This is a genomic window from Pseudomonas sp. GW821-FHT11D10, assembly GCF_058808435.1.
Genome location: NZ_JBXARR010000007.1, coordinates 306231 through 327284, shown reverse-complemented (window position 1 = coordinate 327284; position 21054 = coordinate 306231). Strand labels below are relative to the sequence as shown.

The window sequence follows — 21054 nt, the reverse complement described above, 5'->3', positions numbered from 1 at the left end:
GGTTACCGGGATAGCGAATTCTTTTTCATGAAGATCAAGAGCGTCTTTCCCGGCAATCCGTGAAGAACCTTTTTTTTCGCCCGGATATTGTTCAACAAAACTAAAAGTCCATAATGGACAAATTAGTTTAAATAACAGCCTCCGGAGTCCGACATGTCCAGTACGCCTTACGTGATCGACCAAACCCAGGCCCGCGAGTTGCTGGCCCGGATCGATGTGCCGCAGATCCTGCGCAAGCTGTTCCGCGATCTGGCGGCCGGGCATGCGGTGCAACCGGCACAGCAACTGGTGGAATTCCCCCAGGGTGCCGGGGACTTCATCAACTATCTGGGCGTGCTGGCGGAAGACGGTGTGTACGGGGTCAAGACCTCGCCTTACATCGTTCGCGAACAAGGCCCGCTGGTGACGGCGTGGACACTGCTGATGTCGATGCAGACCGGTCAACCGCTGTTGCTCTGCGATGCCGGTGAACTGACCACCGCCCGCACCGCTGCGACCACCGCCGTCGCGGTCGATGCCCTTGCCCCGTTGAAAGCCGCGCGTCTGGCAATCATCGGCAGTGGCAAGGTCGCCCAGGCGCATCTGCATTACGTCAAATCGTTGCGCGACTGGCAGAGCATCAGTGTGTACTCGCCTACCTTGAGCGAAGACCCGGCAACCGCCCGCCAACTGCAAACCCTCGATCCACGGGTGAGCATCGCCGACAGCCGCGAAACCGCCATCGCCGAGGCCGATGTGATCATGCTCTGCACCTCGTCCGCAGGACCTGTGATCGACCCGGCAACCTTGAGCAAACCGGCGCTGATCACCTCGATCAGCACCAACGCACCGCGCGCCCACGAAGTACCGCCGCAAAGCCTCAACGACATGCAGGTGTTCTGCGACTATCGTCTGACCACCCCGGGCTCGGCCGGCGAGATGCTGATCGCCAGCGAACAAAATGGCTGGGACAACAGCGCGATCATCGGCGACCTCGCGGATCTGCTCAGCGAAAAAGTGCAGCGCCCCGATTACAACCGTCACGTGTTTTTCCGCTCCATCGGTCTGGGCCTGGAAGACATCGCCCTGGCCAACGCCGTCTATCAATTGCAGCGCTGACACCGGAGATTTTCATGAGTCATGCAGATTTCATCATCATCGGCGGCGGGATTGCCGGCGCTTCCACCGGTTTCTGGCTGTCGCGGCACGGCAAGGTTGTGGTGCTGGAGCGCGAGTCGCACCCGGCCTATCACTCGACCGGGCGTTCGGCTGCGCTGTTCACCGCCGCATATGGCACTCCGCAGGTTCGGGCGCTGACCCAGGCCAGCCGCGAATTCTTCGACCATCCGCCCAGCGGTTTCTGCGAGCACCCGCTGCTGACCCCGCGCGGGGAAATGACCGTCGACTTCACTGGCGACGCCGCCGAGCTGAACAATCAATACCTCAGCGCCAAGGCCACGGTGCCGGAGATGCAGTTGCTCAGCGCGGATGAAGCCTGCGCGCGGCTGCCGATCCTGCGCCGGGAGAGAGTCCATGGCGCGATCTACGACCCGACCGCCAGCGACATCGACACCGACGCTCTGCATCAGGGTTACCTGCGCGGTATCCGTCGCAATAACGGCGTGGTGCAGACCGACTGTGAAGTGCTCGGACTGAGCCGCGACGCCGATGGAATCTGGCAAGTGCAGACCAACGGCCAGACCTTCAGCGCTCCCGTCGTGATCAACGCGGCAGGCGCCTGGGCCGACAAGATCGGTGCTTTGGCCGGCGCCAAGCCGCTGGGCCTGCAACCAAAACGCCGCGCGGCGTTCATCTTCGCCGGCCCCGAAGGCGTGGACATCCACCACTGGCCGATGCTGGTCAGCCTCGACGAATCGTTCTACATGAAGCCCGACGCCGGCATGTTCCTCGGCTCGCCAGCCAACGCCGACCCGGTGGAACCGCACGACGTGCAGCCGGAAGAACTGGACATCGCCATGGGCATTTACCAGATCGAGGAAGCGACGACCCTGACCATCCGCCGACCGACCCGCACCTGGGCCGGCCTGCGCAGTTTCGTCGCCGATGGCGATTTGCTGTCCGGGTTCGATCCGCAGGTACCGGGGCTGTTCTGGGTCGCGGCCCAGGGCGGCTACGGCATCCAGACTTCGCCGGCGATGGGCCAGGCCAGTGCCGCGCTGGTACGTGGCGAATCGTTGCCCGAACATCTCAAGCAATTCGGTCTGACCGCCGCCATGCTCGCCCCTGCCCGTCTGGCCTGACCGTCCGCCCGGATGACGCGCCCGACGGATTGCGGCACACTCGCAACGCCCCCGGATCACGGGGGGCGTTGACGTTGCCTGGAGCTCCACAGTTATGACCGCCCCCGAACACACGCCCGAGCTGCATGACGCCGCGCTGGACAACTACCACGCCATTGCCGACGCCATTGCCACGCTGTTCTTTCCCCACGCCGAAGTGGTGCTGCATGACCTGCGCACGCAGAAGGTCGACTACATCGCCAACAACCTGTCGAAACGGGTGATCGGCGATGAATCGTCGCTGGAAGACATGCTCAGTGACGACGTCAGCGAACGGAACATCGGCCCGTACGAAAAGCTCAATTGGGACGGCCAGAAGATTCGCAGCCTGAGCACCGTGCTGCGCGACAGCGAAGGGCATCCGCTGGCGGTGCTGTGCATCAACCTGAATATTTCGCTGTTCGAGAATGCCAAGGCTGCGCTGGACCTGTTCCTCTCGCCGAGCAAACTGATCCCGCAACCGGACTCGCTGTTTCGCGATGACTGGCAGGAGCGCATCAACACTTTCCTGCACGCCTGGCTACGGGAACGGCAACTGAGCCTGAACCTGCTGACCCGCGATCACAAACGCGAACTGGTGCTGGCGCTGCACGCCGAAGGGGCGTTCAAGGGCAAGAGCGCCTCGAACTACGTGGCCAATGTGCTGAACATGGGGCGGGCGACGGTGTACAAGCATTTGAAGGAATTGAAGGGCTGAAACCGTGCAGCCTGCGAAGGCTGCACGGTCTTCAGACTCAGTCGCCGTAGATGTCCGACTTGAAGTACTTCTCGGAAATCTTCTGGTATTCGCCATTGGCACGAATGCCGTCGATGGCAGTGTTCAACTGGCTGACCAGTTCGGCGTTGCCCTTGCGCACCGCAATCCCCGCGCCCTCGCCCACGTACTTCGGATCCTTCAGCTCTGGCCCGACGAAGGCGTAACCCTTGCCGCGCGGCATCGACAGGAAGTCAGTCAGCGGAATGGTGTCGGCGAAGATCGCGTCGAGGCGCCCGGCCGCCAGGTCCATGTAGATCTCTTCGTTGTTGCCGTAGCGCTTGACGTTGATGCCCTTGGGCTCGAACACCTCGGTGGCATAACGGTCGGTGGTGGTCGCACGCTGCACGCCGACGGTCTTGCCCTTGAGGCTGGCGTACTGGTCATCGACGGTCGCGCCTTCCTTCATCACCAGCCGCGACGAGGTGAAATAGTACTTGTGGGTGAAGTCCACCGACTTCTTGCGGTCTTCGTTGATGGTCATGGACGACAGCGCCATGTCGATTTTCTTCACTTTCAGGGAAGGAATCAGACCGTCGAACTCGCCCTCGACCCACACGCACTTGACCTGCATCTGCGCGCACAGGGCATTGCCGATGTCGTAGTCGAAACCGACGATTTCACCCTTGTCGGTCTTCGAGGCGAAGGGCGGATACGCCGCTTCGATACCGATGCGCAGGGTTTTCTCGGCGGCGAACGCACTGCTGCACGCCAACAGGCTCAGTGCCAGACCGGTGATGAGGGGGAATTTCTTCATGTTCGTTCTCTCGCGGGTTGTTGTTGGTTTGGCAAGACAGAAGAAAAAACTGAAACGGGGAAAGACCTTTTTTGTACTTGTAAATCCATACTGGACTTTTACGTACAAACCGTCAATTGGACAAACGCCATCGGCGTCAGCCGATGGTCGGGAGTCGAGGGGAGATTGATCGGGGAGAGGAATTACTGCTTCCAGCGATCCGCCGCCGCATGATCGCTGTCACGGCCTTCGACCCAGCGCGGGCCGTCGCTGGTGTTCTCTTTCTTCCAGAACGGTGCGCGGGTTTTCAGGTAATCCATGACGAAGGCGCAGGCGTCGAAGGCCGCCTGACGATGGGCACTGGCAGCGGCGACAAACACGATCGGCTCACCCGGCTCCAGCGCGCCGATGCGGTGCAACACTTCAAGTTTCAACAGCGGCCAGCGCTGCTCGGCCTCCACGGCAATCTTGCCGAGGGCCTTTTCGGTCATGCCCGGATAGTGTTCGAGGAACATCCCGGCGACATCGAGGCCGTCGTTGAAGTCGCGCACGTAGCCGACAAAACTCACCACCGCGCCGACGCCAACATTGGCCGCGTGCATCGCGTTGACTTCAGCGCCCGGATCGAACGGTTCGGACTGCACCCGAATGCCCATGGCTCAGCCTCCGGTCACGGTAGGGAAAAACGCCACTTCGTCGCCATCGACCACCGGCTCGTCGAGCTGGCAGAGGTCTTCGTTGCGCGCGCACATCAGGTTCTGTTCGCTCAGCACATCGGCGCCCTCACGTTGCGCCAGCAACGCACGAACGTCATCGACGGTGGCGAAATCACCTTCGACCTTCACCGAGTCCACGCCCAGCGCCTCGCGGTAACGGGCGAAAAACTTCACAGTCAGGTTCATGGCTGCTCCGCCTGGAAATGCCCGCTCTTGCCGCCGACCTTTTCCAGCAGACGCACGCTTTCGATGGTCATGCCACGGTCCACGGCCTTGCACATATCGTAGATGGTCAGGGCGGCGACGCTGGCGGCGGTCAGTGCTTCCATCTCGACGCCGGTCTGACCGGACAATTTGCAGCGAGCGACGATGCGCACCGCGTCATCGCCTTCGGCACTCAGTTCGACCTTGACGCCGGTCAGCATCAGCGGATGGCACAGGGGAATCAGGTCACTGGTTTTCTTCGCCGCCTGAATGCCGGCAATGCGCGCCACGGCGAACACATCGCCCTTGGGATGGCCGCCGCTGACAATCATCTGCAGAGTGTCGGGCAGCATGCGCACCAGCGCTTGGGCCGTCGCTTCACGGAACGTCACGGCTTTTTCGGTGACGTCGACCATGTTGGCGCGACCTTGGGAATCGAGATGAGTCAGCACGGGATTACTCCTGATCAGGAGCGCCGATTGTAAACCTGGGGGTCAGAATTGCGCACATAAAAAACCAGGCGACGTTGCAGTCGCCCGGTTCGATTTGACGGTTACAGATGCGATTCGGCGTATTCGGCCAGGATCGAGCGAGGCACCCCTTGCAGGGTGATGTGCACACCGTTGGGGAAATCCTTGAAGCGTTCGGTCAGATAAGTCAGCCCGGAGCTGGTCGCGGACAGGTAAGGGGTGTCGATCTGTGCCAGGTTGCCCAGGCACACCACTTTGGAACCGGCGCCGGCCCGGGTGATGATGGTTTTCATCTGGTGCGGCGTGAGGTTCTGGCATTCGTCGATCAGGATCAGGCTCTGCTGGAAGCTGCGACCGCGAATGTAGTTGAGCGATTTGAACTGCAACGGCACTTTGCTGAGGATGTAGTCGACGCTGCCATGGGTGTTTTCGTCATCCATGTGCAAGGCTTCGAGGTTGTCGGTGATGGCGCCCAGCCAAGGCTCCATTTTTTCCGCTTCGGTGCCGGGCAGGAAGCCGATTTCCTGGTCCAGGCCCTGCACGCTGCGGGTGGCGATGATGCGGCGATAGCGCTTGCTGACCATGGTCTGCTCGATCGCCGCGGCCAGCGCCAGAATGGTTTTACCCGAACCGGCGGCGCCGGACAGGTTGACCAGGTGAATGTCCGGATCCAGCAGCGCGTACAGCGCCAGGCTCTGATAGATGTCCCGTGGCTTGAGGCCCCAGGCTTCCTGGTGCAGCAGCGGTTCCTGGTGCAGATCGAGGATCAGCAGCTTGTCCTCTGCAATTTCCTTGATCCAGCCGACAAAGCCCTGCTCATCAATGATGAATTCGTTGATGTGCACGGCAGGCAGGTTGTCGATCAATTGCACCTGATGCCAGGTGCGGCCGTGGTCCTGACGGGTTTCGACCTTGCTCACGCGGTCCCAGAAGGAGCCGGTCATGTTGTGATAGCCGTTGGGCAGCAGGGACACGTCGTCGACCAACTGGTCGGTGCTGTAGTCCTCGGCGTCGATCCCGCAGGCACGCGCCTTGAGGCGCATGTTGATGTCTTTGGTGACCAGCACCACCGGTTTTTTCGGGTCGCGGGTGTGCAGGTCGATCAGCTGGTTGATGATTTTGTTGTCGTTCAGATGCTCGGGCAGAATCAGGTTCGATTCGGCCTGCTTGCTCATCAGAATCGACAGCAAGCCCTTCGGGCCGCCCTTGCCGCGCTGGATCGGCACGCCCTGTTCGACATCATCGGGTGAGGCATCGCCCAAGGTCTTGTCGATCAGCCGGATAGCCTGACGGCATTCGGCGGCCACGCTGTGATGCCCGCTCTTGAGCTTGTCCAGCTCTTCAAGCACGGTCATCGGGATCGCGACGTGGTGTTCTTCGAAATTCAGCAGGGCGTTTGGATCGTGAATCAGTACGTTGGTATCGAGTACATAAAGGATTGGCTGGTTGGAGGAAGGGCTACGTCCGTGATCATCCATACTCGGTCACCTTTGTGGGAGCCATTCGACGCAATACCTCGGCGGTGCTGCGCCTCGAAGTGACTGCCGAATCCACCTGCACAGCTTTTGTCGGGAGAGCAGGTGAACCGCACACAAAATGGGTCTTGGAAGACGCCACCTGTGTTGCAGGTTTCGGCGGTCTGACTTCGTAATACTCCAAAACCCGTGACAGAAAAAAGCACTTTGACGCTTTTTTGAAGTTTATTTTGCAAAGTGACGAAAAGCCCTTGGCGGACTGCCCTGCCCCCGTTAGAGTCGGAAGTCCGCCTGCATCGAATTCTGCAAAAAATTCACCCCAAGCCCAATGTTTCCGGGCTCTTGCCGTTTTTCAGCGAAACGCGTCCTGACAGTCTTCCCAGCCGATGCCGCTTTGCGCGGTTTGCGTGATCAGCCAAGGCAACGCCGTCTTCACTGCATCCTGCTTCATGTTGAAATTGATCACCCCGTGCCGCCACAGCAGCATCAGGGTCAGCACCCGCTGCGCGCTCGGATTGCCCTTGAGCTTGCCGGCGCCGTCCTGGGCATCGATGTCCCACAGCGCCACTTGCAGGCCCTGACTGTTGAAGAAGCTACGGGCATCGCTGCGACGTTGGCCTTCCGGAGGACGGAACAGCGGCACGTAGTTTTCCGGCAGCTTGTTGCGGACCAGATCGGCACTGCGCCGCACCGAATCCTGCCAGTCCTGCCAGTGGCTGTGGGAGCGGAACTCCCAACCCTGCACGCCGACGCACTGCTGCGAAAACGCCGCTTGCAGACTGCTGACGGAACGGTCGGCCAGCCGCGCCTGAACATCCTTGCCCAACATGAAGAAGGTGCCGCTCAGGTTCGACTTGCGCAGGTACTCGGTGAGCCAGTCGATGTTGTCCGGTTGCAGGTTGGCGGCACTGTCGAAACTCAGCAGAAACAGGCGATCGTGCATGTCGTCGCCGTTGCGCTCGTAGTCTCCGAAATGATCGAGTTCGCTGCTGGTCTGCGGCGAGAGCGCAGCCTTGCGCATCAGTTCATCGAGGTATTGCAGATGAAAGATCCGGCTCGGTTCGGCCCATTTGGTGTAATAGCTTTCGTCGCTGACCACGAATTTGGCGGCCTGCTCGCGCAGGGTCGGCAGGTCTTCGACGAGGAAGCAGAACGAGGCGTCCTGATCACAGCTTTGCTGGGCGAAGTTGTAATTGGCCAGCAGACGCTGCCACAGGCGCTCGCGCAAGCTGTTGATCGCATCCAGATTGACCGTGCGCAGCCCCAGACGCTGGGCCAGCGCCGCTTCGTCCAGCGCTTCGGTGCCGAGCAGGCCGCGGGCGAACATCAGGATTTCCGCCCGCGAGGCGACGTCGAACAGGGTCGGATTGTCGAGTTTTTCTGGCCAGGTGCTGCGATCCAGCGTCGCGATATCGCCCGGCGCCGCAACGGCACCGACGCTCAACAGCCACGCGGTGAAAAAAAGAACAATGCGCAAAGGGTGTCTCCATAACAAAACCCGCGCCGCACTATAGCCGATCCGGCTGGTAAACCGCCGATCACCTATGGACGCGATAGCTGGAGTCATCCGCCCCAACCCCCTAGAATCGCCCCCACGATTAAAGGAGACGACTTCATGCTGATGGTGATTTCCCCCGCCAAGACCCTCGATTACGAAACACCGCCGGCGACCCAGCGCTTCACCCAGCCGCAATACCTCGACCATTCCCAGGAACTGATCCAGCAACTGCGCGAGCTGAGCCCGGCGCAGATCAGCGAACTGATGCACGTGTCCGACAAGATCGGCGGCCTCAACGCCGCGCGTTTCGGCAGCTGGACACCGGCGTTCACCCCAGAAAACGCCAAACAGGCACTGCTGGCCTTCAAGGGCGACGTCTACACCGGACTCGACGCCCAGAGCTTCAGCGAAGCCGATTTCGATTACGCGCAACAGCACCTGCGCATGCTCTCCGGCCTTTACGGCCTGCTGCGCCCGCTCGACCTGATGCAACCGTATCGCCTGGAAATGGGCACCAAACTGGCCAACGCCCGAGGCAAAGACCTGTACGCCTTTTGGGGCACGCGCATCAGCGAATGGCTGAATGAAGCGCTGGCCGACCAGGGCGATGACGTGCTGCTTAACCTGGCGTCCAACGAATACTTCTCGGCGGTCAAACGCACGGCCCTGAACGCGCGGATCATCAACACCGAGTTCAAGGACCTGAAGAACGGCCAGTACAAGATCATCAGTTTCTACGCCAAGAAAGCCCGGGGCCTGATGAGCCGCTTCGTGATCCAGGAACGCATCAACGATCCGGCGGCCCTCAAGCAGTTCGACGTACAGGGTTATCGCTACAGCGCCGAGCAATCGAAACCGGACAATCTGGTGTTCCTGCGCGACCACGCACCGGAATAAAGCATGCACTTCTGCACGACTCTTTATAGAGAGAGTCGTGCAGCTCGCACGACGTCAAAAATCCCCCGCCCGTTTACGCCGATTTATTGGCGCCATAAAAACATCACCCTCTTTTCTATCTTTAGTTTCACTCGACAGTTGTCATTTTTTTCAGTAGTGGCACCTAAATTTTTTCTCGGTAGTGGCACAAAACCATCTAAGGCGATTATCTCCCTATTAATAAAGGGCGAAATCGAAAGTGCTATCAATATGAAAGCAGTGCCATCTTTCTCAATATTTCAAAAAATTTCAGATTTCGCGATGAGCGGACAGGAACTATGTCCAAATGCATAGCTCATACCACCGGTAACGATTCTCGCCGAGTTTGTACGAGATAACTTACGCAGAGAACAAACCCATGTAACCAAGTTGTCACAGCAACTTGCCCCAATGGATAACAACTCTGGACAACTAGCGAAAGACAGGAGATACGCACCATTAATATCCCCTACAAGGCCAAGGCCGCGCCCTTATAAACGTGCTCGCCAGAGCACCCAACCGCCCGATCTACAGGCCTCTCGCCTGACATCGAGCGCGCAATACGATTGCACAAGAGCCCTCTGACAAGAGGATCAGCTGCATAACAGGGCACGTCATAACAACAAGGCCTGGTTGCGCACATCTTGAGTGCACTTATTTAGACACTCGGAACTTAAGTATGCCTGCACACGGCATTGTGACGCCTGCAAGTCACACTTTCGAGTGCACTAAGACCGCTGAACACCATTAACTCCGGCCTTCTAATGGCCTGATATATACAGAGGTAATTGCGATGCGCATCAGCATATTTGGTTTGGGTTACGTCGGCGCTGTCTGTGCCGGTTGCCTGTCTGCACGGGGCCATGACGTGGTTGGCGTCGATGTTGCCAAAGACAAGATCGACATGATCAACGCTGGCAAATCTCCCATTGTCGAACCGGGCCTGGGCGAGTTGCTGGCACAAGGTATCCAGACCGGTCGTCTGCGCGGCACGACCAACTTCGCCGAAGCGATTCGCGACACCGACCTGTCGATGATCTGCGTCGGCACGCCGAGCAAGAAGAACGGCGACCTGGAACTGAACTACATCGAAGCGGTGTGCCGCGAGATCGGTTTTGTCCTGCGTGAAAAGACCACCCGCCACACCATCGTCGTGCGCAGCACCGTTCTGCCGGGCACCGTGGCAAACGTTGTCATCCCGATCCTCGAAGACTGCTCCGGCAAGAAAGCCGGCGTTGATTTCGGTGTCGCCGTGAACCCTGAGTTCCTGCGTGAATCCACCGCGATCGCCGACTACGACCTGCCACCGATGACCGTCATCGGCGAATTCGACAAGGCATCGGGCGACGTTCTGCAATCGCTGTACGAAGAACTCGACGCACCGATCATCCGCAAGGACATCGCCGTTGCCGAGATGATCAAGTACACCTGCAACGTCTGGCACGCGACCAAAGTGACCTTCGCCAACGAGATCGGCAACATCGCCAAAGCGGTCGGCGTCGATGGCCGCGAAGTGATGGACGTGGTCTGCCAGGACAAGACCCTCAACCTGTCCCAGTACTACATGCGCCCGGGCTTCGCCTTCGGCGGTTCGTGCCTGCCCAAAGACGTGCGCGCCCTGACCTACCGCGCCGGTTCCCTGGACGTCGAAGCGCCGCTGCTCAACTCGCTGATGCGCAGCAACGAATCGCAAGTGCAGAACGCCTTCGACATCGTTGAAAGCCACGACAAACGCAAAGTCGCCCTGCTCGGTCTGAGCTTCAAGGCCGGCACCGACGACCTGCGCGAAAGTCCGCTGGTGGAACTGGCCGAGATGCTGATCGGCAAGGGTTACGACCTGAGCATCTACGACAGCAACGTCCAGTACGCCCGTGTCCACGGCGCGAACAAGGACTACATCGAGTCGAAGATCCCGCACGTGTCGTCCCTGCTCAACGCGGACTTCGATTCGGTGATCGACAACTCCGACGTGATCATCCTCGGCAACCGCGACGAGAAGTTCCGTGCGCTGGCCCAACAGGCACCGCACGGCAAGCAGGTCATCGACCTGGTCGGCTTCATGGCCAAGGCCACCGATGCCGGCACCCGCACCGAAGGCATCTGCTGGTAACGCAGCAGCAAGCCCCGAGTTTCAAGCCGCACGCCGTGAATCGGCGGGCGGCTTGAAGCCCCCATCACCTTCGGATGACGGTCATGTCCAAGCTCAAACATTTTTTTCTGCAATCCGCCGGCTGGCTTTTGTTTCTGAGCCTGCTGATGGGCCTGGCCCTGATGCTGCCCACGTCCACGTTCGACTCCGAGTCGAAGGACTTCATTTTCCTGATTGGCGCCGTGGGTATCTGGCGCTACTCGATGGGTGCCACGCACTTTGTGCGCGGCATGATTTTTCTCTACATCGTCTACCCGCACCTGCGCCGCAAGGTTCGCAAGCTGGGTAAAGCGGCGGATCCGTCGCATGTGTTTCTGATGGTCACCAGTTTTCGCATCGACGCGTTGACCACCGCGCAGGTTTACAGCTCGGTGATCCGCGAAGCCATCGACTGCGAACTGCCGACCACCGTGGTCTGCTCCATCGTCGAAATGTCCGATGAGTTGCTGGTCAAGGCGCTGTGGGCGCGGATGAATCCGCCAGAACGCGTGAAGCTCGACTTCGTGCGCATCCCCGGCACCGGCAAGCGCGATGGCCTGGCGTTTGGTTTCCGCGCGATCTCCCGTCACCTGCCGGACGACCGCGCCGTGGTGGCCGTGATCGACGGCGACACCGTGCTCGGCGAAGGCACCGTGCGCAAGACCGTGCCGTGGTTCCAGCTGTTCGGCAACGTCGGCGGCCTGACCACCAACGAGTTCTGCGAAGTGCGCGGCGGATACATCATGAGCGAATGGCACAAGCTGCGTTTCGCCCAGCGCCACATCAACATGTGCTCGATGGCCCTGTCCAAGCGCGTGCTGACCATGACCGGCCGCATGTCGGTGTTCCGCGCCACCGTGGTGACCAACCCGGAATTCATCGCCGACGTCGAAAGCGACTCGCTGCAACACTGGCGTCTGGGCCGTTTCAAGTTTCTGACCGGCGACGACAAGTCGAGCTGGTTCAGCCTGATGCGCCTGGGCTACGACACCTTCTACGTGCCGGACGCAGCGATCAACACCGTTGAACACCCGCCGGAAAAGAGCTTCATCAAGGCCAGCCGCAAACTGATGTTCCGCTGGTACGGCAACAACCTGCGGCAGAACTCCCGGGCTCTGGGCCTGGGCGTGAAACGCCTCGGCGCCTTCACCTCGGTGGTGCTGTTCGACCAGCGCGTTTCGATGTGGACATCCTTGCTCGGCCTGACCGTGGCAATCATCGCCAGCTTCAAGTACGGCACCGCGTTCATCCTGGTTTACCTGCTGTGGATCGGCATCACCCGGCTGATTCTGACGCTGCTGCTGTCGTGCTCCGGCCACCGGATCGGACCGGCTTACCCGGCGATTCTCTATTACAACCAGATCGTCGGCGCGCTGGTGAAGATCTACGTGTTCTTCCGCCTCGACCAACAATCCTGGACCCGACAACCCACTTCCCTGACCCGTGATCTCGCCAGCTTTCAACGTTGGTTCAACACCTGGTCGTCTCGGACCATGACCTTCTCCGCCGGCAGCATTTTCGTCGCCGTGCTGCTGATGATGGTCTGACCCGCCCCCTCTTGAATTAACAAGGAAATCGCCCCTATGAATACCGCCGTCAACGTCAACGTAGTGCATGAATCCGAAGCCCAGCGCCAGCACGCCCGGGTCAAAATCCCGGCCAAGCTGCGGTTCTTCGGCCCTGACCGGACGCCAGTCGATGCGCGGGTCATCGACCTGTCAGCCGGTGGCCTGGCGTTCAATGCCGGTCAACTGCCGCTGACCGTCGGCGAGGTGTACAAGGCGCGTCTGCAATTCGTCATCGACAACCTCGGCCTGGCCATGGACGTGGAGCTGCAGGTGCGCTCCTTCGACCGCCAGACCGGTCGTGCCGGTTGCCAGTTCCAGAACCTCGAACCGCAGGACATTTCGACCCTGCGCCACCTGATCACTTCGCACCTGGCCGGCGACATCGTCAGCATCGGCGAAGTGCTGGCGACCCTGCAGCGCGACAACTTCACCAAAGCGCGCAAGGTCAAGGACGGCGGCCACGGCATGACCCCGTTCGGTCGCCTGAAAGCCGTGACCTTCAGCGCCGGTGTGTTCGCGGTCGGCCTGGTGGCGGCGGGGTTCATTTTCAAATCGGTGTACAGCATGTACTTCGTCAGCCATGCGCAGGCCGGTCTGGTCAGCGTGCCGGGCATGAACATCACCATGCCGCGCGACGGCACCGTGCAGAGCCTGGTGAAGTCCGATGGCGTTGCCGCCAAGGGTGCACCGCTGGCGACGTTCAGCACCAGCATGCTCGACGTACTCAAAGGCCATCTGGAAGAAGATCAACTGTCCCCGGCCAAGGTTGAAGAACTGTTCGGCAAGCAGATGACCGGTACCCTGACCTCGCCGTGCGATTGCACCGTGGCCCAGCAACTGGTGGCCGACGGTCAATACGCGAGCAAGGGCGACGTGATCTTCTCGCTGGTACCGCGCAACACCCAGGCCACCGTCGATGCGCGCTTCTCCTATCGCCAGTTCGGCGACGTGCGTCCGGGCACTCCGGTGAGCTTCCAGATCGCCGGCGAAGACAAGACCCGTACCGGCAAGATTGTCAGCAGCACCAGCCTGAAAAGCGCCGACCTGTCCTCCGACATCCGCGTACAGATCCAGCCTGACGAGCCGCTGGACAGCCGCTTCGCCGGCCGCCCGGTGGAGGTGAACAGCGACCGTGGTCCGAACCTGAACTGGCTGATCGACAAAGCCATGGCTGCCGGTCTTTAAGTCGAGGACATGCCCGTGACGAGCCCTATCAGAATCCTGCCGGTCCCGCTGACGCTGGCCATGGCAATCGCCCTGGCCGGTTGCGCCGGCCTGCCCGACCAGCGTCTGGCCAACGAAGCGCTCAAGCGCGGTGACACCGCGACCGCCGCGCAGAACTACCGTGCGCTGGCCGATCTGGGTTACAGCGAAGCCCAGGTCGGCCTCGCCGATATTCAGGTCGACAGCCGCGATCCGGAACAGATGAAACAGGCCGAAGCCACCTACCGCGCCGCCGCCAGTGTTTCGCCGCGTGCCCAGGCCCGACTCGGTCGCTTGCTGGTAGCCAAGCCCGGCTCCACCGAAGCCGAGCATCAGGAAGCCGAAAGCCTGCTGAAGAAAGCCGCCGCCAGTGGCGAAGGCAACACGCTGATCCCGCTCGCGATGCTGTACCTGCAATTCCCGCACAGCTTCCCGAACATCAACGCTCAACAGCAGATCGATCAGTGGCGCAAATCCGGTTACCCGGAAGCCGGTCTCGCCCAGGTGCTGCTGTATCGCACCCAGGGCACTTACGACCAGCATCTGGATGACGTGGAAAAGATCTGCAAGGCCGCGCTCAACACCACCGACATCTGCTACGTCGAGCTGGCCACGGTCTATCAGAAACGTGGCGCGCCGGAGCAACAGGCCGAGCTGATCAAGCAACTGCAGGCCGGTTACAGCCGCGGCACCGTCAGCGCTCAACGGGTGGATTCGGTGGCCCGTGTGCTCGCCGATTCGACCCTGGGCAAGACCGACGAAAAAACCGCGCAGTCACTGCTGGAGCCGATCGCTCCGGGCTACCCGGCGTCGTGGGTCACCCTCGCGCAACTGCTGTATGACTTCCCGGAACTGGGCGACACCGACCAGATGATGAAGTACCTGGACAACGGCCGCGCCGCCGACCAGCCGCGCGCCGAACTGTTGCTGGGCAAGCTCTACTACGAAGGCAAACTGGTCCCGGCCGACGCGAAAGTCGCCGAGGAACATTTCCAGAAAGCCGTCGGCCGCGAAGTCGCCGCCGATTACTACCTCGGCCAGATCTACCGCCGTGGCTACCTGGGCAAGGTCTATCCGCAGAAGGCCCTCGACCATCTGCTGACCGCTGCGCGCAACGGCCAGAACAGCGCCGACTTCGCCATCGCCCAGCTGTTTTCCCAAGGCAAGGGCACCAAGCCCGACCCGCTCAACGCGTACGTGTTCAGCCAGTTGGCAAAAGCCCAAAACACTCCGCAAGCCGATGAGCTGGCGACCACCCTCGCCGCGCAACTGCCGCCAGAGCGTCTGGCCGAAGCCCAGCGCCTGCTGCAACAGGAACAGGCAACCCGTGGCGCCCTGAGCCAGAACACGCTGCAACTGCACGCCCTGCAAGAAGAAGACGGCGAGGAAAAATTATGAAATTGAATCCCTTTGTGAAGGCCGGCATTGGCCTCACGTTCGCGCTGATCTGGTCTTGCCCGACCCTGGCCGCGATGACTGAATCGAAGAACTTCGGCCTCGAAGTGAAAATCACCGGCCAGTCCGAAGACGACCGCGACCTCGGCACCGCCAGCGGCGGCGACGTCAACGGCGTCGGCCTCGACCTGCGTCCGTGGGTCTACGGCGAAAGCGGCGCGTGGAGCGCCTACGCCATGGGCCAGGCCGTGACCTCGACCGACATCATCGAGACCGACACCCTGCAGCAGTCCGACAGCGACGGCACCCAGACCACCGACAACGGCGACCGCAAGACCAAGAAAAACTACCTGGCGATGCGCGAGTTCTGGGTCGGCTACAGCGGCCTGACGCCCTACCCCGGCGAGATCCTCAAGTTCGGTCGCCAGCGCCTGCGCAACGACGACGGCCAGTGGCGCGACACCAACATCGAAGCGCTGAACTGGACTTTCGACACCACCCTGCTGCGCGCCAACGCCGGTGTCGCCGAACGCTTCAGCGAATACCGCACCGACCTCAAGGAGCTGGCGCCGAAAGACAAGGATCGCCTGCACGCCTACGCCGATGCCGCTTACCAGTGGACACCGGGCAACTGGGTCGGGATTCGCGGTCACCACACCCATGACGACGGCAAGCTCGACTATCCGGAGCCGGGCGTGGCCGGCGATTCGCTGGACAAGAAAGAGAACGGCGACATCAGCTGGCTCGGCCTGACCGCCGACAGCGACGCCTACAACTGGCGCAACACCAACACCGTCAATTACTGGGGCAGCATCACCGGCATGAGCGGCGACCGCGACACGGTCAACGCCCTCAACGCCGACGGCACCCGCCCGGCCCAGGCCAAGCGCAGCGACAACGTCGACGGCTGGGCCACCGACATCGGTGTGCGTCTGCGCCTTGATCCGCAGTGGCAGGTCGGTGCGGCGTATGCCCGTGCCAGCGCCGATTACGAACAGAACGGCCTGGAAAGTAACCGCTCGAACTACACCGGTACTCGCTCCCGCGTGCACCGTTTCGGCGAGGCCTTCCGTGGCGAAATGAACAACATGCAGACCGCCACCCTGTTCGGTTCCTGGATGCTCAACGACCAGTACGACGCCAGCCTGATCTACCACAAGTTCTGGCGCGTGGACGGCAACAAGCCGGTGGGCAGCAACGGCATCAACGCCGTGGAAAACAACACCGACGACGTCACCGGCGCAATCCTCTCCAGCACCTCGCTGCCACTGCAGGACGGCAACAAGGATCTGGGCCAGGAAATGGATCTGGTGGTCACCAAGTACTTCAAGCAAGGCTTGCTGCCGGCGGCGCTGAGTCAGTCGATCGACGAGCCGTCGGCGCTGGTGCGATTCCGTGGCGGTGTGTTCAAGCCGGGTGATGCCTACGGCAGCCAGGTCGATTCGTACATGCACCGCGCGTTCATCGACGTGATCTGGCGCTTCTGATGCTGACCGCCAAGGGAGTGCCCGACATGAACAGTGCCCGCAAAGGCTCACTCAGCCTGCTGGCCGGCGCGATGCTGCTGGCCTCGGCTGGCGCCTTCGCCAACGTGGAACCAGCGAAGCCTGTGACCACCGCGAAGGAGCTGCAACAGGCCAAGACCTACACCGTCAGCAGCGCGCCGACCGAAGCGCTGGAACTGGCCAAGCCGAAATTGCCCGACCTCTCCGGCTACACCGCCGAAGCCGCCGCCGCGAAAATCGTGCGCAGCAAACCGGGCAAGATCAGCGTGCGCCGGATGATGCAGGAAGACGCCCTGAAAGACTTCATCGGCGGCGACAACAAGATGGCCGAATGGGTGGTGCGTCAGCACGGCATCCCGCAGGCGATCTTCGTCGACGACGGCTACATGAATCTGAAAGAACTGGCGCAGAAACTGCCCAAGCAGTACTTCAGCGAAACCTCACCGGGCGTGTATCTGGCCAAGCTGCCGATCGTGGTCGGCCGCAAAGGCATCCTCGAAATCGACGGCCAGACCCAGGAGTTGCGCCTGTCCCAGGAGGCCGGTTCGTTCCTGGTCAACGACGGCCAGCTGTTCGTGCGTGACACCAAGATCACGGGCTGGCGCGAGAAGGAAAACGGCCCGGCGACCTTCCGTTCGCCGAAGGAATTCCGTCCGTTCCTGCTGGCCTGGGGCGGTACCGAGACCTACATCGTCAACAGCAAGATGGCCAGCTTCGGCTACGCCAACAGTAAGTCCTACGGCGTGAGTATTTCCCAGTACACGCCGAACATGGCCAAGGTGCTCAAGCGTCCCGAGCCGACCGGCTGGATCGTCGGCTCCGAGTTCTCGGACATGTGGTACGGCTTCTACTGCTACGAGACCCGCGACTTCGTGGTCAAGGGCAACACCTACAAGGACAACATCGTCTACGGCATCGACCCGCACGACCGCTCCCACGGTCTGATCATTGCCGAGAACACGGTGTACGGCACGAAGAAAAAGCACGGGATCATCATTTCCCGTGAGGTGAACGACAGCTTCATCTTCAACAACAAAAGCTACGACAACCACCTCTCGGGCCTGGTGATCGACCGTAACAGCGTCAACAACATCATTGCCTACAACGAGATCTACAAGAACCACACCGACGGCATCACCCTCTACGAGTCCGCCGACAACCTGCTGTGGGGCAACAAGGTCATCAGCAACAAGCGCCACGGCATCCGCATTCGTAACAGCGTGAACATCCGCCTCTACGAAAACGTCGCCATGGCCAACGGCCTGACCGGCGTCTACGGGCACATCAAGGACCTGACCGACACCGACCGTGACATCAAGCTCGACCCGTTCGACGCCCAGGTTTCGCTGATCGTGGTCGGTGGTGAACTGGCGGCCAACGGCAGCGGCCCGCTGTCGATCGATTCGCCCCTGAGTGTCGAGCTGTATCGCGTGTCGATGCTGGCGCCGACCAAATCCAGCGGCATCAGCTTCAACGGCATCCTCGGCGAACGCCAGGATGAAATTCTCGACCTGCTGGTGCGCCAGCAGAAAGCCGTGCTGATCGACCCTGTCGAACGCCAGACCGAAATGCGGGACTGAGGACAATTTTATGCACCCACACCTGATCAAATTACTCAGCCTGTCGGCCCTGACCGTGGGCATTCTGGCGGCCAGCAACGGCGCCCGCGCAGATGAAGTCCAGCCGCCGAAATTCACGGCCGAGCCTTGCTGCAGCCTGTGCCCGGCCGCCCACGACGCGAAGAACTACACCACTCGCTACCAGCAGAACTTCACCACCCTGGTACAAGCGCAGGGCGACTGGTTGTTCCGGACTCAGGAAGACCTGCGCACCGAGTTCAACACCACCCCGGCCGGCTACAAACGCCTGCAACAGCTGCACGATGCGTTCAAGGCCAAAGGCGTCGAACTGGTGATCGTCTACCAGCCGACCCGTGGTCTGGTGAACCGCAACAAGCTCAACCCGGCAGAAAAAGCCGCGTTCGATTACGAGAAAGCGCTGGGCAACTACAAGACCATGCTCGGCCGTTTCGCGAAGATGGGTTACGTGGTGCCAGACCTGTCGCCGCTGACCAACGAATCGCTGCCGGACACCCTGCCCGCTCACGATTTCTACTTCCGCGGTGACCAGCACTGGACGCCATACGGTGCGCAGCGCACGGCGAAAATCGTCGCCGAGAAGGTCAAGCAGATCCCGGCCTTCGCCGACATTCCCAAGCGTGAGTTCGAAACAAAACGCTCCGGACGCATGGGCAAGACCGGCACCCTGCACAACATGGCCGGGCAACTGTGCGGCACCAGTTACGCAATCCAGTACATGGACCAGTTCACCACCGAGCCGAAAGGCGAAGCCGGTGACGGCGATCTGTTCGGTGATTCCGGCAATCCGCAGATCACCCTCGTGGGTACGTCGCACAGCGGCAAGAACTACAACTTCGCCGGGTTCCTTGAAGAAGCCATCGGCGCCGACATTCTCAACGTCGCCTTCCCCGGCGGCGGTCTGGAAGGTTCGATGTTGCAGTACCTGGGCAGCGACGAATTCCAGAAGACCCCGCCGAAAATCCTCATCTGGGAATTCTCGCCGCTGTACCGCCTCGACCAGGAAACCATCTATCGCCAGATGATGTCCCTGCTCGACAACGGCTGCGAAGGCAAAGACGCGCAGATGTCCGCGAGCACCACGCTCAAGCCGGGCAGCAAACAAGAACTGCTGGTCAACAGCAAGAACCTGAACCTGCAGAACAGCAGCCATCAGGTCGACATCCGCTTCGCCGATACGTCGGTGAAAACCCTGCAAGCCACCCTCTGGTACATGAACGGTCGCCACGAGGACATCAAGATCGAGAAACCGGAAACCTCCGACACCGACGGTCGTTTCGCCTTTGAGCTGCGCACGGACGAAGACTGGGCCTCGCAAAACCTGCTGGCAGTCGAAGTCCAGGGCCCGGAAGCGGGCACCGCGCCACAGAAAGTCGAAGCGAAAATCTGCAAACGCAACGTATTCCCGGGCGCTGGGCCACAAACCGCTCAGGTCGGGCAATGAGGTCTGCTATGCGAAATCCGAAACTGAAAACTCTCTTGGCGCCGACACTGCTCGGGCTGGCGATCTTCGCCGGCACCGCGCAGGCCGCCGCGCCGCTGCGTCCTCCTCAGGGCTACTTTGCGCCTGTGGATAAATTCAAGACCGGTGACAAGAGCGAAGGCTGCGACGCGATGCCGGCGCCCTACACCGGACCGCTGCAATTTCGCAGCAAATACGAAGGCTCGGACAAGGCCCGCGCGACGCTGAACGTGCAGTCGGAAAAAGCCTTTCGCGACACCACCAAAGACATCACCACCCTGGAACGCGGCACCGCCAAACGGGTGATGCAGTTCATGCGCGACGGTCGTCCGGAACAACTCGATTGCACGCTGAACTGGCTGGCTACTTGGGCTCGGGCGGACGCATTGATGTCGAAGGACTTCAACCACACCGGCAAGTCGATGCGCAAATGGGCGCTGGGCAGCATGGCCTCGTCGTACATTCGCCTGAAGTTCTCCGACTCTCATCCGCTGGCCCAGCATCAGCAGGAAGCGCAGTTGATCGAGGCCTGGTTCAGCAAGATGGCCGATCAGGTGGTCAGCGACTGGGACAACCTGCCGCTGGAAAAAACCAACAACCACTCGTACTGGGCCGCGTGGTCGGTAATGGCGACATCGGTCGCCACCAACCGCCGCGACCTGTTCGATTGGGCGGTCAAGGAATACAAGGTCGGCGTCAATCAGGTCGATGCCGACGGTTACCTGCCGAACGAACTCAAGCGCCAGCAACGCGCCCTCGCCTATCACAACTACGCCCTGCCGCCGCTGGCGATGATCGCCAGTTTCGCCCAGGTCAACGGCGTGGATCTGCGTCAGGAAAACAACGGCGCGCTGAAACGTCTGGGTGACCGGGTGCTGGCCGGGGTGAAAGATCCCGAGGACTTCGAGAAAAAGAACGGCAAAGAGCAGGACATGACCGATTTGAAAGAGGACATGAAATTCGCCTGGCTCGAACCGTTCTGCACCCTCTACACCTGTTCGCCGGATGTGATCGAGAAGAAGCATGGGATGCAGCCGTTCAAGACCTTCCGCCTCGGTGGCGACTTGACCAAGGTCTACGACCCGTCCCACGAAAAGGGCAACAAGGGCAGTTAGTCGCTGATCGGCTGATCGTTCCCACGTCGAGGC

General features: G+C 60.8%; 18 protein-coding genes. 12 read left to right on the top strand and 6 right to left on the bottom strand.

All coding sequences use genetic code 11. The features are described from left to right. The first annotated feature begins 153 nt into the window (after positions 1 to 153). The 3 genes from AC1RT4_RS21695 (at position 154) to AC1RT4_RS21685 (ending at position 2976) form a co-directional block, all read left to right on the top strand. The gene (locus AC1RT4_RS21695) at positions 154 to 1098 is read left to right on the top strand and encodes an ornithine cyclodeaminase family protein (protein WP_493087752.1); all 945 of its coding nucleotides are present in this window, start codon (positions 154 to 156) and stop codon (positions 1096 to 1098) included. Between the two features lie 14 nt (positions 1099 to 1112). Continuing rightward, entirely contained in the window at positions 1113 to 2240 is a 1128-nt protein-coding gene (locus AC1RT4_RS21690) for an NAD(P)/FAD-dependent oxidoreductase (protein WP_493087748.1), read from the top strand. Positions 2241 to 2334: 94 nt separating this feature from the next. Continuing rightward, positions 2335 to 2976, top strand: coding sequence for a helix-turn-helix transcriptional regulator (locus AC1RT4_RS21685; protein ID WP_007957327.1), 642 nt, complete (start codon positions 2335 to 2337; stop codon positions 2974 to 2976). Between the two features lie 37 nt (positions 2977 to 3013). On the opposite strand, the gene AC1RT4_RS21680 is transcribed toward AC1RT4_RS21685, so the two are convergent. From AC1RT4_RS21680 to AC1RT4_RS21655, 6 genes are all read right to left on the bottom strand, one after another. Next, positions 3014 to 3790, bottom strand: a complete 777-nt coding sequence (locus AC1RT4_RS21680; protein ID WP_493087741.1) for an ABC transporter substrate-binding protein — start codon at positions 3788 to 3790, stop codon at positions 3014 to 3016. A 182-nt stretch (positions 3791 to 3972) separates the two neighbouring features. Further along, complete coding sequence (gene moaE / locus AC1RT4_RS21675; RefSeq protein WP_102717122.1) at positions 3973 to 4425, bottom strand: molybdopterin synthase catalytic subunit MoaE; 453 nt, start codon at positions 4423 to 4425, stop codon at positions 3973 to 3975. A 3-nt stretch (positions 4426 to 4428) separates the two neighbouring features. After that, complete coding sequence (locus AC1RT4_RS21670; protein WP_064382453.1) at positions 4429 to 4671, bottom strand: MoaD/ThiS family protein; 243 nt, start codon at positions 4669 to 4671, stop codon at positions 4429 to 4431. After that, positions 4668 to 5141 carry a cyclic pyranopterin monophosphate synthase MoaC gene (moaC, locus tag AC1RT4_RS21665; RefSeq protein ID WP_007957321.1) on the bottom strand — a complete coding sequence of 158 codons (474 nt, stop codon included), beginning with the start codon at positions 5139 to 5141 and terminating at the stop codon, positions 4668 to 4670. Before moaC ends, AC1RT4_RS21670 begins: the two co-directional genes overlap by 4 nt. Before the next feature lie 101 nt (positions 5142 to 5242). Beyond that, positions 5243 to 6637, bottom strand: coding sequence for a PhoH family protein (locus AC1RT4_RS21660; RefSeq protein WP_273902539.1), 1395 nt, complete (start codon positions 6635 to 6637; stop codon positions 5243 to 5245). Positions 6638 to 6986: 349 nt separating this feature from the next. Then, complete coding sequence (locus AC1RT4_RS21655; RefSeq protein ID WP_493087738.1) at positions 6987 to 8111, bottom strand: polysaccharide deacetylase family protein; 1125 nt, start codon at positions 8109 to 8111, stop codon at positions 6987 to 6989. A 138-nt stretch (positions 8112 to 8249) separates the two neighbouring features. Here AC1RT4_RS21655 and yaaA point away from each other — a divergent pair, with 138 nt between their 5' ends. From yaaA to AC1RT4_RS21610, 9 genes are all read left to right on the top strand, one after another. Next, entirely contained in the window at positions 8250 to 9029 is a 780-nt protein-coding gene (gene yaaA, locus AC1RT4_RS21650) for a peroxide stress protein YaaA (RefSeq protein ID WP_007957314.1), read from the top strand. 811 nt (positions 9030 to 9840) lie between these two features. Continuing rightward, positions 9841 to 11157 (top strand): nucleotide sugar dehydrogenase, encoded by a 1317-nt coding sequence (locus AC1RT4_RS21645; protein WP_007957313.1) that lies wholly within the window; start codon positions 9841 to 9843, stop codon positions 11155 to 11157. An 83-nt stretch (positions 11158 to 11240) separates the two neighbouring features. Continuing rightward, complete coding sequence (alg8, locus tag AC1RT4_RS21640; RefSeq protein WP_007957312.1) at positions 11241 to 12722, top strand: mannuronan synthase; 1482 nt, start codon at positions 11241 to 11243, stop codon at positions 12720 to 12722. A gap of 36 nt (positions 12723 to 12758) precedes the next feature. Beyond that, positions 12759 to 13928, top strand: a complete 1170-nt coding sequence (locus AC1RT4_RS21635) for an alginate biosynthesis protein Alg44 (RefSeq protein WP_127796984.1) — start codon at positions 12759 to 12761, stop codon at positions 13926 to 13928. Between the two features lie 9 nt (positions 13929 to 13937). Continuing rightward, positions 13938 to 15344, top strand: a complete 1407-nt coding sequence (algK, locus tag AC1RT4_RS21630; protein WP_262158448.1) for an alginate biosynthesis TPR repeat lipoprotein AlgK — start codon at positions 13938 to 13940, stop codon at positions 15342 to 15344. After that, positions 15341 to 16828, top strand: a complete 1488-nt coding sequence (locus tag AC1RT4_RS21625; RefSeq protein WP_007957309.1) for an alginate export family protein — start codon at positions 15341 to 15343, stop codon at positions 16826 to 16828. The genes algK and AC1RT4_RS21625 overlap by 4 nt, the downstream gene beginning before the upstream one ends. Before the next feature lie 26 nt (positions 16829 to 16854). Next, the gene (algG, locus tag AC1RT4_RS21620; RefSeq protein WP_179692572.1) at positions 16855 to 18426 is read left to right on the top strand and encodes a mannuronan 5-epimerase AlgG; all 1572 of its coding nucleotides are present in this window, start codon (positions 16855 to 16857) and stop codon (positions 18424 to 18426) included. A 10-nt stretch (positions 18427 to 18436) separates the two neighbouring features. Further along, a complete protein-coding gene (locus AC1RT4_RS21615; RefSeq protein ID WP_127796980.1) occupies positions 18437 to 19888 on the top strand; it encodes an alginate O-acetyltransferase in 1452 nt (483 codons plus the stop codon). An 8-nt stretch (positions 19889 to 19896) separates the two neighbouring features. Continuing rightward, a complete protein-coding gene (locus AC1RT4_RS21610) occupies positions 19897 to 21021 on the top strand; it encodes a mannuronate-specific alginate lyase (RefSeq protein WP_007957306.1) in 1125 nt (374 codons plus the stop codon). Positions 21022 to 21054 lie beyond the last annotated feature (33 nt).